At 39.4% G+C, this 16,385-nt stretch carries 15 protein-coding genes; 10 read left to right on the top strand and 5 right to left on the bottom strand.

Annotation, left to right across the window (positions count from 1 at the left end; genetic code table 11):
- The first annotated feature begins 254 nt into the window (after nt 1-254).
- Together ABOA58_RS14585 and ABOA58_RS14580 are read left to right on the top strand one after the other, a co-directional pair.
- On the top strand, nt 255-2,651 hold the full coding sequence (locus ABOA58_RS14585; protein WP_350298960.1) for a YhgE/Pip domain-containing protein: 2,397 nt from the start codon (nt 255-257) through the stop codon (nt 2,649-2,651).
- Nucleotides 2,648-2,830, top strand: a complete 183-nt coding sequence (locus ABOA58_RS14580; protein ID WP_350298959.1) for a hypothetical protein — start codon at nt 2,648-2,650, stop codon at nt 2,828-2,830. Before ABOA58_RS14585 ends, ABOA58_RS14580 begins: the two co-directional genes overlap by 4 nt.
- A 17-nt stretch (nt 2,831-2,847) precedes the next feature.
- Here ABOA58_RS14580 and ABOA58_RS14575 read toward each other — a convergent pair whose 3' ends face one another.
- The 3 genes from ABOA58_RS14575 to ABOA58_RS14565 all read right to left on the bottom strand — a co-directional run bounded on the left by ABOA58_RS14575 (nt 2,848) and on the right by ABOA58_RS14565 (nt 5,637).
- Nucleotides 2,848-3,447, bottom strand: a complete 600-nt coding sequence (locus ABOA58_RS14575; RefSeq protein ID WP_350298958.1) for an exonuclease domain-containing protein — start codon at nt 3,445-3,447, stop codon at nt 2,848-2,850.
- A 413-nt stretch (nt 3,448-3,860) separates the two neighbouring features.
- Nucleotides 3,861-4,742, bottom strand: coding sequence for a helix-turn-helix domain-containing protein (locus ABOA58_RS14570; protein ID WP_350298957.1), 882 nt, complete (start codon nt 4,740-4,742; stop codon nt 3,861-3,863).
- 268 nt (nt 4,743-5,010) lie between these two features.
- Entirely contained in the window at nt 5,011-5,637 is a 627-nt protein-coding gene (locus ABOA58_RS14565; RefSeq protein WP_350298956.1) for a CAP domain-containing protein, read from the bottom strand.
- 522 nt (nt 5,638-6,159) lie between these two features.
- On the opposite strand from ABOA58_RS14565, the gene ABOA58_RS14560 reads away from it, so the two are divergent.
- The 8 genes from ABOA58_RS14560 (at nt 6,160) to ABOA58_RS14525 (ending at nt 14,767) form a co-directional block, all read left to right on the top strand.
- Complete coding sequence (locus ABOA58_RS14560) at nt 6,160-6,738, top strand: GNAT family N-acetyltransferase (RefSeq protein WP_350298955.1); 579 nt, start codon at nt 6,160-6,162, stop codon at nt 6,736-6,738.
- A gap of 155 nt (nt 6,739-6,893) precedes the next feature.
- On the top strand, nt 6,894-7,328 hold the full coding sequence (locus ABOA58_RS14555; protein ID WP_137017639.1) for a DMT family transporter: 435 nt from the start codon (nt 6,894-6,896) through the stop codon (nt 7,326-7,328).
- A 685-nt stretch (nt 7,329-8,013) separates the two neighbouring features.
- Nucleotides 8,014-9,648 carry a peptide ABC transporter substrate-binding protein gene (locus tag ABOA58_RS14550; protein ID WP_230175882.1) on the top strand — a complete coding sequence of 545 codons (1,635 nt, stop codon included), beginning with the start codon at nt 8,014-8,016 and terminating at the stop codon, nt 9,646-9,648.
- 133 nt (nt 9,649-9,781) lie between these two features.
- Complete coding sequence (locus tag ABOA58_RS14545) at nt 9,782-10,711, top strand: ABC transporter permease (protein ID WP_034311122.1); 930 nt, start codon at nt 9,782-9,784, stop codon at nt 10,709-10,711.
- Entirely contained in the window at nt 10,711-11,640 is a 930-nt protein-coding gene (locus tag ABOA58_RS14540; protein ID WP_076369602.1) for an ABC transporter permease, read from the top strand. The genes ABOA58_RS14545 and ABOA58_RS14540 overlap by 1 nt, the downstream gene beginning before the upstream one ends.
- Before the next feature lie 48 nt (nt 11,641-11,688).
- On the top strand, nt 11,689-12,702 hold the full coding sequence (locus ABOA58_RS14535; RefSeq protein ID WP_350298954.1) for an ABC transporter ATP-binding protein: 1,014 nt from the start codon (nt 11,689-11,691) through the stop codon (nt 12,700-12,702).
- A gap of 13 nt (nt 12,703-12,715) precedes the next feature.
- Nucleotides 12,716-13,708 carry an ABC transporter ATP-binding protein gene (locus ABOA58_RS14530; RefSeq protein ID WP_076369598.1) on the top strand — a complete coding sequence of 331 codons (993 nt, stop codon included), beginning with the start codon at nt 12,716-12,718 and terminating at the stop codon, nt 13,706-13,708.
- Nucleotides 13,709-13,912: 204 nt separating this feature from the next.
- Nucleotides 13,913-14,767 (top strand): crotonase/enoyl-CoA hydratase family protein, encoded by an 855-nt coding sequence (locus tag ABOA58_RS14525; protein ID WP_350298953.1) that lies wholly within the window; start codon nt 13,913-13,915, stop codon nt 14,765-14,767.
- 218 nt (nt 14,768-14,985) lie between these two features.
- On the opposite strand, the gene ABOA58_RS14520 is transcribed toward ABOA58_RS14525, so the two are convergent.
- A complete protein-coding gene (locus ABOA58_RS14520; RefSeq protein WP_029714163.1) occupies nt 14,986-15,186 on the bottom strand; it encodes a cold-shock protein in 201 nt (66 codons plus the stop codon).
- Nucleotides 15,187-15,370: 184 nt separating this feature from the next.
- Nucleotides 15,371-16,327 carry a D-2-hydroxyacid dehydrogenase gene (locus tag ABOA58_RS14515; RefSeq protein WP_350298952.1) on the bottom strand — a complete coding sequence of 319 codons (957 nt, stop codon included), beginning with the start codon at nt 16,325-16,327 and terminating at the stop codon, nt 15,371-15,373.
- Nucleotides 16,328-16,385: the final 58 nt, after the last annotated feature.

Here is a 16,385-nt window from a genome sequence, read left to right as displayed (position 1 = left end):
TAAATATACGATATAAGACTGTGAAAAAATATTGATAAAAAGAAGGATAAATGTTATATTATTTTCGTGATACTGACCAAATGAACAATACGGTCAGTAATTATTGTTTGTTTAAAAATTATATATATTAAGGTGAACAAGAATTTAAATTATATATTGCAGAAGCAAATGACTTAATTATCTATTCTTCAATCAGTTTTCACCTAGATAGATTAATAAACGGCATATTCGCCGTATAGGAGGGCTTGGTAAGCGTGTTAAAATCTTTAAAGGGTGAATTTTTAGCCATAATAAAACATCCTATGATACTCATTTCCATAATAGGGATCATACTGATTCCTTTATTATATAGCGGCACGTTCCTGTGGGCATTTTGGGATCCATATGGTAAGGTCGACCAATTGCCTGTTGCCATTGTCAATATGGATGAGGGTGCGGAGTTCAATGACTCGGAACTTACAATAGGAAAAGATTTAGTCAAGGAATTAAAGGAAAAGAAGGATTTCGATTGGCATTTCGTCAGTCAAAAAGAAGCCAATGAAGGCCTCGAAAATCAAGATTATTACATGAAAATAGAAATCCCGAAAAACTTTTCGAAGAATGCAACGACCTTACAGGAGGACAATCCGGAAAAACTTGATTTAATTTATACGTCCAATGAAGGGTTCAACTATATATCGACTAAAATAGGTGACGCAGCTTCGGAGAGAATTAAAGGTGAGGTATCGTCAGCCGTTACGAAAACCTATGCGGAGTCAATGTTCGATAATTTGAACGAAGTGGCTGACGGACTCAAAAGTGCCAGTGATGGAGCTGGGGAATTGAAAGATGGGACAGATACAGTGAAGAACGGATCCAGTGAACTTGGTGAAGGGATTAACTCAGCTAAAGAAGGTTCCAAAAAAGTGGATGAAGGAATTGATTCCCTTCATTCAGGTTCTGTAGAAATCCACGAAAACTTGGAAAAATTAGCTGAAAAATCATTGACCTTTTCGAATGGGGTCGGTTCGGCGGCTGCGGGATCAAAAGAACTCAATCAAGGGTTACAACAGTTTAGCTCTGGTGTTGGACAAATGAAAGATGGGCAATCCGAGCTTTTGCAAGGAGCCAAGAAATCTGAAGCAGGAACTGGTGAATTGGCCTCTGGACTGCAGCAGTCATTAGAGGGCTTCAATCAAATAGAAGAAAAGCTGCCCGCTTTGACTGAGGGAGCAAATGGTGTAGCGGCTGGTGCTGCCCAGCTTTCAGGTTCATTGTCTGATTGGAGCGCAGCATCGAACGAAGCAAAAGCGGGGGCATCAGAAGTGTCGGCAGGTTTGGATGAGGTTATTTCCGGATTGAAACAACAATCTGAAGCTACAGATGATCCTGCGGAGAAAGCGCGTTTGCAGGAAGTGATTTCTTCTCTAACCCGCATCAGTGAAGGTAGTAAAGGAGTTTCTGAAGGAGTAGGGAAACTATCAGCCAGTGCAACTGAAATTGCTAAAGGCTCAAATAGCCTTAGTGATGGAGCAAATCAGTTAGGTGAAGGCACAAGTGCATTAAGCGGCGGTTTCACTCAATTAAAGCAAGCTCAGGATAAACTCGCCAATGGGGCGAATGAACTGAAAAATGGTCAAGGCCAATTGGTGTCTGGTTTGACAACATTTGGCGATAGTATAGATTCAGCGCAAAGTGGGCTTGGACAGTTAACCGAAGGCAGCAATAACTTGGTAAGCGGGCTTGATCAGCTTGAAGGTGGCTCCAAGCAATTATCAAGTGGAACCTCACAGCTTTCCGAAGGTTCGAAAGGTCTGGTTACGGGAACGGATAAGTTGAAAGAAGGTTCCTCCAGCCTTACAAGCGGTATGGGAGAACTGGCGAATGGAGCCATTAAGTTGCAAGATGGAATCGCCAAACTCTCAGATGGATCTGCAGAATTGCATGAGGAATTGAATGATGGGGCAAACGAAGCAGGCAAGATAAAATCCAATGAAGAAGTATATGACATGTTTGCAAGCCCAGTTAAAGTGGATAAATTACCAATTAATAATGTCCCGAACTATGGCACAAGTTTTGCACCATATTTAATTTCATTAAGTTTATTTATCGGGGCTATCGTTCTGACGATCATTTTCCCGTTAAGAGATCCTGCTGTTAAACCGGCGAGTGGATTTAGCTGGTTTATTAGTAAATACAGCGTCATGGCTCTCATAGGAATCTGTCAAGCCATATTGGTGGACTCGATTTTAATTTTAGGCCTTGGAATCAATGTTACGAGCCTGCCACTATTTTTTGCAGTAAGCATTCTTGCTAGCTGCACATTCATGGCAATCATTCAGTTCCTTGGTTCAGCCTTTGACAATCCTGGCCGTTTCATAGCATTATTGATTTTGATTCTTCAACTGACAAGCAGTGGCGGAACATTCCCAAATGAATTGGTTCCTGGCTTCCTGCAAGGATTCACACCGTTCTTACCGATGACTTATTCTATTAATGCTTTTCGGGCAGTCATCTCAACAGGAGATTATAGCTTCATGTGGCATAATCTTGGCATATTGGCCATATTCCTCGTTGCTGCATTAATATTATCACTTCTTTACTTTATTTATCGGTATAAGAAATTGAACGGCGCGTTAAAAGAACAACAGGAAGAAGTAACTGTACAATGATCAAAAAAACAGCGACCCGTCACGGGTCGCTGTTTTTTGATAAATATCAGGTAATAAGTGAAATGCAGGAATATAAAAGTGCCCCTAAAATAACACCAATCGTAAAGATATGTATTCATTTTCTAACGGGATGGGCAACGGTTGATTGTGACAAAACATTGGTGCAGCCTGAACAATGAAGTAAATATTTAAACGGCTATACCCTTGTCTTTTGAGATGCAGGTGCATATTTCTTCATCGGATTTTTTGCAATGACATCCTTTAAATAAGGATGGCCAGAAGGACCTGGTTTTCTCATAAGTTCCATTAGGTAAGAAATATCGTCCATGGCCCTGTGTGTTTGAAAATTGGTGATACTATGTGCCTGCAGTAATGTTAAGAGTTTACTATTCTCAAATCCGTATTGCTTCCAAGGTACATTCCGCATCGTACAGAACCACTTTTGATCATTGATTTCCGGATACATTTGGTAGAGAAAACTTCTGTCGAAAGAAGCATTATGTGCGAAAATCGAATCGGTACGGGCAATGAAAGATTTAATTTTTTCATCGTGAAAACTTTTTCCTTCTACAGAGCTGTATGGAATTCCATGAATTCTGTATGCTTGATCATAATTCCTTCTTGCTCCATAGGAGAGAGGTTCCCTTAAAAATGATTCTTGATCAATAAGATTAATGATTTCCCCTGTTTCACTGCTGTATGTAAAGAGTATAAGGGCAAGCTCGATAATTTCATCTGAAGAGGGACGTAAACCAGTTGTTTCTACGTCAAGTACTAAACCTAATCTATTAGACAATTTTTTTTCCTCCAGTTGGGTTACATTCTTCTATTATAGCTGACATAGAAGAGCTATTGAAAGTGTAATGATCGTTTTAAAGGATTTGAAATTGATAAAAGGTAAGGGTGAACTAACGATACTAAAAAAAGATAGAGATTTTAAGCAATCACTATCTTAGAGGCTACAGTTTTTTTTGCTTGTACAAATTTGGACGTTGATTTCCACTTCAGGCACTCGCTTTCCGCGGGCGGTCCGGGAGCCTCCTCGGCGCATATACGCCTGTGGGGTCTCCCTTGGACACACTATTCCCGCAGGAGTCTCGTACCTTACGTTCCAATCAACTATGTTTAAAAATTTAGATAGAACTCCTTTTGCCTACAAACTGAGATAGAAATTTTAAGCAATCTCTATCTTTTTTTATCCAATGAAGTTCATAAGCATTGCAAAATGCTTTCCAATTCATGTTCGGCAATTTGTACGAATTCTTCATTTTTTTGAAGGCTGAAAATGTTCTTGGATTGCCTTATATAGTGCAGTCCTTCTTCAGGTTGTTTCAGATGAACCAGATTCTTACCAGTTAAAAGATGGAGTTCCGCATATAAATATAACGATTCTATCGAATTACAAATGTTAATCCCTTTAAGAGTATGATTTAATGATTCCTGATAATAATGAAGTTCAGTCAATGTTTGTGCTAATCCATGAATGATCTTCACGATTATGGTACCTTCTTGATTCACATGGGGAATATTCTCGATAAATTCCAGTGCTTCTTTGAAGATGGTGATGGCCTCTTCATAATTCTTCGTTTTAAAATGGATGATCCCGATACTATTTAAAACTTCTATCTCCTGTTGATGAAGAATGACCCGTTTACCCATCGTAATCTGAATGGCCTCATTCAATAATTCTATAGCCTTTTGTTTGTCATTGTATAAATAAAAAAAAGAGATACCTTCATGCCATTTTAAGAATTGATAAAATGATATCGATTTTTCCGGTGCAGTTGCCATTTCTTTTTGGACGATTTCATAAATTGCTTCATAATTACGTGTCCGTTTGTATTTGTTTACCAAAAGTTTAATGGTTTCTATGTAATTATAAATCGGTTCATTTTTGGAAGTGAAGAAATACGGCAGGTCAACTTTAAGTTTATCCGCAAAAAGTGCCAATTCATCAATGTTTGGAGAAGTGATGCTTCTTTCATAATCTGACAGGGCATTAGGTTCACATATATCGCTAGCAAGTTCTTCCCTTGTAAGATTTTGTTTTATTCGTAATTCGTTGATAACAGAGCCAACCTCTATTTTCATTACAATTGCTCCTTTGTACCTATGTCTAGAATTCTATTTTAACATAATTTAATTTTTATCAGTAAGATAATTGAAAGATAGTATGATATAACTACTTTGCGTATCCCCACCACAAAAAATTATGAATTACGTTTTTTTATTGAAGCGAACTAATATGCCGTCTTATCAATAAAAAGTGAGAAAGGTATATAATCACGGATAATAGCAAGCATTAGATTAGGAATATAAGGATAAAAAAAGAGGCGGCAATCTGCCGCCTCTAACGATTTTAATTTCCAATGAATTGCTGGGTCCAATAGTGGGCGTATTTCCCTCCTGTCACATGCCCAATTCCAATATGTGTATAGTTCTTGTTCAGGATATTGGCCTTATGTCCGGGGCTATTCATCCATGATTTCATGACAGCATCCGCACTAGGTTGACCTGCTGCGATATTTTCCCCTGCGTACTCGTAGCTGATCCCAAAGGATTCCATCATATCGAAAGGCGATCCATAACTCGGGCTTGTATGATTGAAATAATTATTATCACGCATATCCTCAGATTTCAGAATTGCTACGTTAGAAACGGCTGTATCCATTTCAAGGGGAGGGAGGCCCGATTTTGAACGTTCTTCGTTAACTAAATTAAGAACCCGTTGTTCAACTGATTGACTTTCTTTTTGATTTACTGTGGTGTTGGATGCCGGAAGATTTATGATTTGTCCGATTCGAATTTGATTTGCATCCTTTATAGCAGAGTTCGTTTTGAGTAATTCGTCAAGGCTGACATCATATTCAGAAGCAATTTTCGTTAAGGTGTCTCCTTTTGCCACCTCGTAAGTATTGGCTCCCATTGCAACTTTTGGAGATAGTAGGGATAGGGACAGTGCCGATATAAGGATGATTTTCTTCATTTTGATTCCTCCTAGTAGAATATCTGGATTGGAAGTATAGTATGCTATAAAAATAGTTTTGTGTAAAATTAGCTCATTGAAATTCTTGGTTGCTATGGGGAAAAGGTATCAAATGGGAACAGAATTATAAGGGTCCTTATAACCCTGTAAGTGTTAATGGTAAACCAAAATCATAGGGCTTTTTGATAGAGCGGAAAAAATATATCATGCAGAAAAAGAATCATTTTACGATTGCTGACTATTTTGTCAGGGGTAAATAATAAGGACATCAAAAATGATAAGTGGTTATATGGAACTAAGTGAAAAATATCATCCTATTAGGACTTTTATTATTGTTATGGTGGAAACGGACGGCTTAATGTGCCATAAATCGTCAGGATTTGATTACAAAGGGAGGACATGAGGACTCGGCATTGTACGTTAAGGAAAGGAATTTTTCAAAAAGTATTGTCCATTAAGACAGGTATCTCTTCATCATGAATAGAATTAAGTAGACAGCTGAATATACGGAGGGATTCTTCGATGTGGTTTAAGGAATTGGAAACAGAAAGGCTGCATTTAATCGAAATAGGTCACCATCATGCCGAGAGTCTGTTTGAAATCCTCTCTAAAGATGAAGTGACCAAATATGATGGGATAGAAAGTTTAACTCTAGTAGAAGATGCCCGCCGCTTAATCGACTCGTTTAAAAGTGCTTATATAAACAAACGAGGGATGCGGTGGGGAGTCATTCTAAAGGATTCAGGCAAATTCATCGGTACTGTTGGCCTGCATCAATTGAGCCTAGCCAACAAACGCGCCGAAATAGGATATGAAATCCATCCTGAATATTGGAGGAAACACTTTACGTCTGAAGCTGTCAACGAAGTATTGCGCTATTGCTTTGAAGAATTGAGACTAAACAGAATCGCCGCTTTAACTTTCAAGGATAATATTGCATCCAGAAACCTTCTGAAGAAATTTGGATTCAAAGAGGAAGGCAGCCTCAGAAGTTACCTATTCCTTCGTGATCAGTCGCATGATGCCCTGGTATTTTCCTTGTTGAGTACGGAGTATTGCCAGTTACGGCAACAAAGTGTTCAGGGATCAAATAGATTTTAGTTTAATATAGAAGATTGCAGCTGGCCCAAGTGCCAGTTTTTTTATTTGCAGATGATTTTATATCAGTAAAGGACAATATACATATTTTTCATGTTAAAATGGAATGCGGATTCATTAATCAGTCCGGCTGGACATAAAAAGGAGCAAAAATCATTGTGAAGATACTATTTCCGTTGCTTGCGGTCCTAGGCGGCATCACCATTGCCATACAAGGACAAATCAATGGTGGATTAGGGAAAAAAGTGGGGGTCATTGAAGCTTCTTTCATTTCATTTGGAATCGGGACACTCGCTTTATTATTTATTGTTTTGTTTGCAGGAAATGGAAATATTTCGGCGGTCGCGTCTGTACCAAAATGGCAATTGATAGGCGGACTGTTAGGGGCTATTTATGTCATTGTTATAATATTGGTTGTCCCTCAGATCGGAGTGGCACCTGCATTGGTCGGGGTTATCGCAGGCCAGATACTGATCGGGGCTGTCATTGACCATTTCGGTTTATTTGGAGGGGTACGCATCCCATTGGACGCAAAAAAGGTGGCAGGCATATGTTTACTTTTCGTGTCATTATATTTATTTAATCATAAATGAAGAAGGGTCATTTTTCATTGAAACGACGGGTACATATAGGGGAATATTTCTATTCCCCTATAGTTAATGCCTATTATTTGGAGAATGATTAAAGAGAACTAAATATTTTAATGAAGTAATGCATTATCCTGCTAAAATATATTATTTGAGCGGGGATGGTTTGCTAGGAAAGTTGTCTTAGTAATCAACCTGATATGAATTATTAGAATATTTAGAAATAAATAGACGAGAGAACCTATATGAATACTGATTTAGAGGTGTTTGGAAAAACACCTGGAAGTCGGAAGTCCTTTTAGGTGATCATTTCTATTTACCTAGTATCTAGATCGAATTGATTAGCAATTAATTACTATATTGTGAAAAAGTACTCACCGGTTTATTGATTTTTTGATTTATTCGTAATATACTTAAAATTCAACATCTTTAATTCGAGGTATAGTATCCTTGGCGAGGTGAAAAAAAGGTGATTTTTTACCTAGTAAACTGCATTAATTGCTTTTTTTAGGTAGAAATTAAGATTTATGCAAACGGTTCGCTAATTGTTTTGGGTGAATTTTTGCAATGAATGCTTCTACTTTTCCTCGCAATCATTATATGTACTATACGGAAGATTAATAGGTGTTAGAAGGATAATCTCTTAAATGGGAATATTCTAAGAAAGATTAAAGATGAGGGGGAATATTTTTTGAAAAAGTCTAAATTTTCAGTGCTTGCTCTTCTTATGGCCATCATGCTTATGCTTGCGGCGTGCAACGGCGGTTCGAAGGAAACTTCGAATGAAAAAGAAGGAGGCTCGGGTGACTCATCCGGATCAAAAGTATTAAACGTAAACAATTCGAGTGAACCTGGTTCGCTTCACCCTGCAAATGCTCAAGGTACTCATGAATCATGGATTCTTGAACATACGTTCGAGGGGCTGACAAAGAAAACAGAGGAAGGCAAAATCGTCCCTGGTTCTGCAGAATCATGGGAAATCAGTGAAGATGGATTAACTTGGACATTCAAATTGAAAGATGGTTTGAAATGGTCAAATGGAGATCCGCTTACAGCCAATGATTTCGAATACGCTTGGAAATATGCTTTGAAACCGGAAACGGCTGCAGATTATGCTTACCAACTTTATTATCTTAAAGGCGGGGAAGCATACAACAGTAAGAAAGGGAAGGAAGAGGATGTAGGAGTTAAAGCGACAGACGAACATACATTAGTCGTTACTTTGGAACAGCCTACACCATATTTCCTTGACTTGACTTCTTTCTATACTTTCTATCCAATCAATAAAAAGGTACAGGAAGAAAATCCAAAATGGGCTTTGGATGCAAAAACTCACGTTTCAAACGGGCCGTTCAAATTAACGGAATGGAAACATAAAGAAAGCCTGAAAATCGAAAAGAATGAAAATTACTACGATAAAGATAAAATCAAATTGGATGCAGTTAACTTTGCTCTAATTGAAGATGAAAATACAGCATGGCAAATGTATCAGAGTGGTGAATTGGACCTCGCTTATCCACTGCCAGTGGATATTCAAGGTCAAATGGTCAATTCTGATGATAAAGAATTCAAAATGGGCAAAGAACTTGCCGTTTACTATTACAACTTTAATACAGAAGTGAAACCTTTCAATAATGCTAAAGTAAGGAAAGCGCTTTCAATGGCTATCGAGCGTCAAAAAATCACCGAAAATGTTGCTCAAGGCGGACAAAAGCCTGCTTTCGGCGTAGTCCCTCCGGGTATTCCTGATGCATCTGGAGATTTCCAGGAAAATACAGGTAACCTATTTAAGGAAGATGTTACCGAAGCTAAGAAATTGTTAAAAGAAGGACTTGCTGAAGAAGGCATGAAAGAATTACCAGAGTTTTCAATTTTGTATAACACTTTAGATTCACACAAGAAAATTGCTGAAGCGGTTCAAGGAATGTGGCGCGATAACTTGGGTGTTGAAGTGACACTTGAAAATGCAGAATTCCAAGTTAAGCTTGACCGTGAAAAAGCTGGTGACTTTGAAATTTCCCGTGCAGGATGGGTTGGTGACTATGTTGACCCGATGACATTCATGCTTTGGGAAACGGACGGCGCGTATAATGATGCAGGTTGGTCAAACAAAGAATATGATAATTTATTAAAAGAAGCAAAATCTACAATGGATCCAAAAGAACGCATGGATGCTTTGCATAAAGCAGAGAAAGTCATGATTGACGAAATGCCGATCCTTCCGGTTTACTTCTATACAAAACCATATATGGTTAAATCGAATGTTACTGGAGTTTTTGCTCCAATTAACGCTTATCCGAACTTTATTTACGCGGATAAAAAATAATAGAAGGATAATAGTGAAATGGGAGGTATGTCCGATTAAGGACATACTCCATTTTTCAATTGCGAATTTGAATATTTCATGAATTCATTTCCGTTTTCAACTTCTTAGAAAATCGATGATTGGGGTGATTACCATGTTGAGATATACATTAAACCGTTTTAAATGGGCGATTATTACTTTATGGGCTGTTATTACATTAACGTTCATCATAATGCATACGATTCCGGGAAATCCATTTGCAAAAGAAGGAGCCATGCCTCCTGCTGTTTATGAAAACCTTCAAGTCCACTATGGATTGGACAAGCCGTTGTTGACCCAATATGGGAATTATTTATTGGAAGTCGTTCAATTTGATTTTGGTCCTTCATTGAAATCTTCATCCATTTCCGTGAATGATTACATTTTGAAGGGGTTTCCGGTGTCATTGCACTTAGGGGCACAAGCTTTGGTGATTGCCATCTTCTTTGGGCTCATTTTGGGTGTCGTGGCATCACTGAAAAGAAATAAATGGCCCGACTATTTATCAATGATCATTGCCATCGTAGGAATTTCCGTTCCTAACTTTATCCTGGCGACTATTTTAATCAATTATTTTGCAATTAAATGGAATATATTCCCTGTTGCTACATGGGCGACATGGCAGCATACCATTTTACCATCCATTGCCCTTTCCATGATGCCGCTTGCTTTCATCGCGAGACTGATGCGGACAAGCATGCTTGAAGTAATGGGGCAGGATTACATTTTGACAGCAAAAGCCAAAGGATTGAAACGGAGCGGTGTCATAATCAAACATGCGATTCGGAATGCGTTATTGCCGATTATCACGGTTCTGGGCATCCTTACGGCTAATATCGTGACAGGAAGCTTCATCATTGAACGTATTTTTGGTATTCCTGGCATGGGAGATATGTTCGTAAAGGGAATATCCAACAGGGACTACCCGGTGATTCTTGGTTCCACAATTGTGTATAGTGCGGTGCTTATTCTATTGATATTCATCGTTGATATAGCCTATACGTTGATTGATCCTAGAATTAAAGTGACGGGGGAGAAGAAATAATGGCAGATAAAGTGCATTTAACCGAAGATATGTTTCAACCCGCCGAAGGCAACTTTAAGGAAGCTGAAAAAATAGCAAGACCTACAGTTTCATATTGGTCTGACGTCTGGCGTCGATTTAAAGAAAATAAGCTGGCCATGACTGGATTTATTCTTATAATCCTCTTGGTCTTGATGGCGATTTTTGGTCCGTACATTAACGGATATACTTATTATGGACAAGATTTCGAGAAAAAGAATCTTAGCCCAAATAGCGAGCATTGGTTTGGAACGGATTCATCAGGAAGGGATCTATTTACGCGAGCTTGGTATGGTGCGAGGATATCCTTGTTCATTGGATTGATGGCCGCGTTGATTGACTTTTTAATTGGTGTCCTTTATGGCGGGATTTCAGCCATTCGCGGTGGACGCACGGATAATATCATGATGCGTTTCGCTGAGGTGATCTATGCGATTCCCTACCTATTGATGGTTATTTTAATGATGGTCGTATTAAAACCTGGTATTCTGCCAATCATCATTGCAATGTCGATTACGGGGTGGATTCCAATGGCGCGACTGGTACGGGGACAGGTTTTACAACTGAAAGAGAATGAATATATCCATGCTGCAACAATCTCTGGAGCCAATACGAGCTGGACTTTAAGAAAACACATGATTCCAAATACAATGGGACCGATCCTTGTCAATTTAACGTTGACTGTACCTACTGCCATTTTTGCCGAAGCTACACTTAGCTTTTTGGGACTGGGAGTTCCGGCACCTCAGGCAAGCTGGGGAACATTGACAAGTGATGCACTGGGAAGCATTCTGGTAGGGAATTTCTATCAACTTTTAATTCCGGCAATATTGATTTCCTTAACGATGTTCGCGTTCAATGTGGCTGGTGACGGATTGCAGGATGCCTTAGATCCAAAACTACGGAAATAATGAGTCCTAACATAATGATGTGATATTACTAGAATAGGAGGGACGATGATGGAGAACCTATTAGAAGTCAACGATTTACAAATCACCTTCCATACTTATGCAGGAAAAGTGCAAGCGGTTCGCGGTGTGAATTTTGACGTGAAAAAAGGGGAAGCCGTTGCGATTGTTGGGGAGTCCGGATGCGGCAAAAGTGTTACAGCGAAATCTATCATGAGATTATTGGAAACACCCCCAGCAGAGTATGGAAAAGGGTCGATAAACTTTGGGGGTAAAGACCTTCTTAAAATGAGTGAAAAGGAAATGCAGAAGATTCGTGGAAATGAAATCAGCATGATTTTCCAGGATCCGATGACTTCGCTCAATCCAACGACAAAAATCGGCAGCCAGATCATGGAAGGCATTTTAAAGCATAATAAAAACATGTCCCGAAATGATGCATACGAACGGGCGTTGGAAACACTGAAACTGGTAGGTATTCCACAGCCTGAAAAAAGGATGCAGCAATATCCGCATGAGTTTTCAGGTGGTATGCGCCAAAGGGCAATGATAGCGATGGCCCTTGCTTGTGAACCGAAATTACTGATTGCCGATGAACCTACAACTGCATTGGATGTAACGATACAAGCGCAAATTTTGGAACTGATGAAAGATATCCAACGAAGAATGGATACTTCCATCATTTTAATCACTCATGATTTAGGTGTGGTTGCGGAAACTTGTGAACGGGTAGTCGTCATGTATGCAGGCAAGGTTGTTGAGACGGGTACGGTAGAGGCTATATTTTCAAACCCGCAGCATCCATATACAAGAGGTCTGCTTAAAACGGTGCCAAGGCTGGATATGGAAAAAACGGCTCCGTTGGTTCCGATTATCGGTTCACCACCGGATTTATTGGATCCGCCAAAAGGATGCCCATTTTACCCAAGATGTGAATCAGCAATGAAAGTGTGCAAAGACCATGATCCGGAGCTTGAAGTAGTGGAAGAAGGTCAGACAGCCGCATGCTGGCTGCACCACCCGATGGCCAAGGCAGCACAGGTACAAGCACCGACTAATGTATAAAGGAGGAGAAACAATGGTTTCACTGAAAAATAAGGCCGTAAAAGAAAAGACAGACAACGAAAATTCTCCTCTTGTTGAAATAAAGAATCTGAAGAAGCATTTTCCTATTGGTTCTCAATCGCTGAAAGCGGTAGATGGTTTGGATCTCAAAATCTATCCAGGGGAAACTGTCGGACTTGTTGGGGAAAGCGGTTGCGGTAAGTCGACTGCAGGTCGTACAATCACTCGATTATATGAACCGACAGATGGAGAAGTTCTTTTTCAGGGGAAAAATATTTTCGATTACAAACCCGGGGAAATGTCACATATCCGCCGTGAAATACAAATGATTTTCCAAGATCCTTACGCATCCTTGAATCCAAGGATGAAGGTGGAGGAATTAATAGGGGAACCACTTGCCATTCATGGGATTTCAAAAGGTAAAGAACGAAGAAAACGGGTGGAAGACCTGTTAAAGCTGGTTGGTTTAAGTCCCGAACATATCACTCGTTTTCCGCATGAATTCAGTGGTGGACAACGCCAACGGATTGGAATTGCAAGGGCGTTGGCCCTAAATCCTAAATTCATTGTTTGTGATGAACCAATTTCTGCCTTGGATGTTTCGATACAGGCCCAAGTGGTCAATTTATTAAAAGAGCTACAAAAAGAAATGGGATTGACTTATTTATTCATCGCGCATGATTTATCGATGGTCAAGTATATTTCAGATCGCATTTTAGTCATGTACCTTGGAAGGATGATGGAACTTTCGGATAGTGATTCTTTAACGAAAGATCCGCTACACCCATATACACAGGCCTTGCTATCCGCAGTGCCGATACCAGACCCGACTATTAAACGGGAAAGAATCGTCCTTAAAGGCGATGTACCAAGTCCGATCAATCCGCCGAGCGGCTGTGTATTTCGGACTCGCTGCCCTAAGGCGATGGAGATATGCTCCAGTGCTGTACCTGAATGGAAAGAACAAAAACCAGGGCATTTCGTTGCTTGTCATTTATATTGGTAAACAAAAAACCAGTTGCATTTGCGACTGGTCTTTTTTTACACATTTATGTAAAATATTTTTAGAATAGAAACGATTATCAAATTATTTATCAGTATGTCAAAATAAAAAACTAGGAATCTGAAAATAAAACATATAATATGTAATTATATGTAAATATTAAATTCTGTTGAATGTTTCAATTTGTGAGAGAAGGAGGGACTGTTATTGTATTCCACGATAACTAGTGAAATCGTCGATCGTGTCATGATTGTTACTCTGAATCGTCCTGAGAGAATGAACGCTTTCAATGAAAAGATGTGTGAGGAGATGATTCACGCTTTTAATGAAGCGGATGAAAATGATGACGTACGAGCCGTCATTTTAACTGGCGCAGGGGATGCATTTTGTGCTGGAATGGACTTGGAAAAAGGCGCAGAAACCTTTATGGATCACACTCCTCTGGTTGAATATCGCGATGCAGGGGGAATGTTGTCATTACGGATTTTCGAGATGAAGAAACCTATTATAGCGGCCATTAATGGAGCGGCAGTCGGGATTGGGATAACAATGACTTTGCCCATGGACATTAGAATCGCTTCAACAGATGCAAAAATGGGTTTTGTATTTGCGAGGCGGGGGATAACGATGGAGGCATGCAGCGGCTGGTTCTTACCCAGGCTTGTCGGAATGGGCAAAGCTTCCGAATGGATTTTTACCGGCAGGATGATTTCGGCCAGTGAAGCATATGAGGGAAGGTTGGTAAACAAGATCGTCGAGCCAAACGAATTGATGTCTGCTGCAATGGAAATTGCAACAGATATTGCGGAAAATACATCTTCCGTTTCTGTGACGTTATCCCGGCAATTAATGTGGACCATGCTCGGTGCAAACCATCCTGTTGAATCACACAAAATAGAATCGAAAATGATTCATTGGACCGGAAAACAAGCGGATGCACTAGAAGGGATCGAAGCTTTCCTCGAAAAAAGGAAAGCTGATTTCAAGATGAAAAGCAGTAGTGATATGCCTCCGTTTTATCCTTGGGGAACGGATCGAACATATGAAGCGGATAAGAAATGATTGAGTGGAATGGGCCAGGGAAACCAGGGGAAGTGCGTGATAATTTTTACTTTTCGGATAAATTAGGGTTTCTATTCTTAGTGTGTTATACTGGGTTTACCATTTACTAAACTTGTTTCATGTTCCCTATTCCCCGTGAATAGGGTTTTTTTATGATTGCTTTTTTAATCAAAAAAACAGACCCTACAAGTAGGGTCCGTTATATATTGTATTTAAAATTATGCTTTTTGAACGTTAGTAGCTTGGGGTCCACGTTGACCTTGCTCAACTTCAAAAGTAACTTCTTGACCTTCGTCTAATGATTTGAATCCTTCGCTTTGGATAGCTGAGAAATGTACGAATACATCGTCTCCGTTTTCGCGTTCGATGAAGCCAAATCCTTTTTCTGCGTTAAACCATTTTACTTTACCTTGTTCCATTGTTGTTGCCTCCTAGTGTGAATCCACACATTGTGTTACTACCCTTGCTCAATCATTAGACGAAAAGTTTTTCACTTATCAATCTTCCCGAACAAAAATAATTCTTATTAAATATAACAGATAATGTCGGAATCTGCAAGCTAACATGGGAAGATTATTTATGTACGCATTCAATGAACCATTCTTAGTACCCCTTTTTGTAATCAAGTAAATTTGTTGAAGGTGTTTTACCATTTAGATAGTTCTTTAAATTCGGCATGAAAATATCATGAATGAGCCTTTGGTCGTAAAATTCCGTATTTCCGGATGTGTGCGGCGTGATGATTACATTGTCCAGCTCCCATAATGGGCTATTCTCAGGAAGTGGCTCAGTTTCAAACACATCAAGACCAGCACCTGCAATATCTTTGTCCTTAAGCACTTGAATCAATTCGTTTTGAATGACGAGGTTTCCCCTTCCAATATTAATGAAAAAAGCGGAGCGCTTCATTAACCTGAATTCCTTTTTCCCGAACATATTTCTTGTTTCTGGGGTCAAAGGTAATGTCACGACAATATAATCACATCTAGGAAGAAGATCATTCAAATGTTCTTGTGTGAACATCTCATCGACAAATTCTTCTGATTTATCGGAATGGCGCATTCCTAATACGGTCATGCCAAAAGCCTTGGCAATTTTTGCGGTTTCCTTTCCGATTTTTCCGACACCGATGATTCCTATGGTCTTTTCATGAATTTCCTGCTTCATATGTGCGTGATGCCAAGTCTTTGTCTGCTGTTGTTTAATATATGTATCTACTTTTCTTGTTAAGGCAAGCATTAACGCAAAAATAGTCTCTGAAATGGGATACGCATGAACACCGTTTGCAGTTGTAATCTGAACATTCTTTTGTTCTAAATTTTCCAGGGGTAAAGCATTCACTCCGGCGCTCCATGTCTGGATCCACTTTACTTTGCTTGCATCAATCGATACAGACATTTCCGCTTTCCAGCCTGCAATCACTTCAGCATCGGCTATATGATCTCTCCATACTTCCGGAGATCTTCCGGTGATAACCGTCCACTCGGGAACCAATTCTTTAATTTTCTGTAGTAAGATCTCATTCAAATTTTGGCTTATTATGAGTTTCCTTTTTGGCATAACTAACCTCCTGTATCTATTTTTCTGAATTATACGTAAGTTTCGAAAATCTTTCAAT

It is taken from the genome of Peribacillus frigoritolerans, from assembly GCF_040250305.1.
Lineage (GTDB): Bacteria > Bacillota > Bacilli > Bacillales > DSM-1321 > Peribacillus.
This window is presented reverse-complemented; position numbering and strand designations above follow the sequence as displayed.

Coding starts and splice junctions, on each gene's coding strand:
- ABOA58_RS14580 (WP_350298959.1), top strand. CDS start 2,648: ATGATCAAAAAAACAGCGACCCGTCACGGGTCGCTGTTTTTTGATAAA.
- ABOA58_RS14515 (WP_350298952.1), bottom strand. CDS start 16,327: ATGCCAAAAAGGAAACTCATAATAAGCCAAAATTTGAATGAGATCTTA.
- ABOA58_RS14535 (WP_350298954.1), top strand. CDS start 11,689: ATGGAGAACCTATTAGAAGTCAACGATTTACAAATCACCTTCCATACT.
- ABOA58_RS14530 (WP_076369598.1), top strand. CDS start 12,716: ATGGTTTCACTGAAAAATAAGGCCGTAAAAGAAAAGACAGACAACGAA.
- ABOA58_RS14520 (WP_029714163.1), bottom strand. CDS start 15,186: ATGGAACAAGGTAAAGTAAAATGGTTTAACGCAGAAAAAGGATTTGGC.
- ABOA58_RS14560 (WP_350298955.1), top strand. CDS start 6,160: ATGTGGTTTAAGGAATTGGAAACAGAAAGGCTGCATTTAATCGAAATA.
- ABOA58_RS14565 (WP_350298956.1), bottom strand. CDS start 5,637: ATGAAGAAAATCATCCTTATATCGGCACTGTCCCTATCCCTACTATCT.
- ABOA58_RS14540 (WP_076369602.1), top strand. CDS start 10,711: ATGGCAGATAAAGTGCATTTAACCGAAGATATGTTTCAACCCGCCGAA.
- ABOA58_RS14570 (WP_350298957.1), bottom strand. CDS start 4,742: ATGAAAATAGAGGTTGGCTCTGTTATCAACGAATTACGAATAAAACAA.
- ABOA58_RS14545 (WP_034311122.1), top strand. CDS start 9,782: ATGTTGAGATATACATTAAACCGTTTTAAATGGGCGATTATTACTTTA.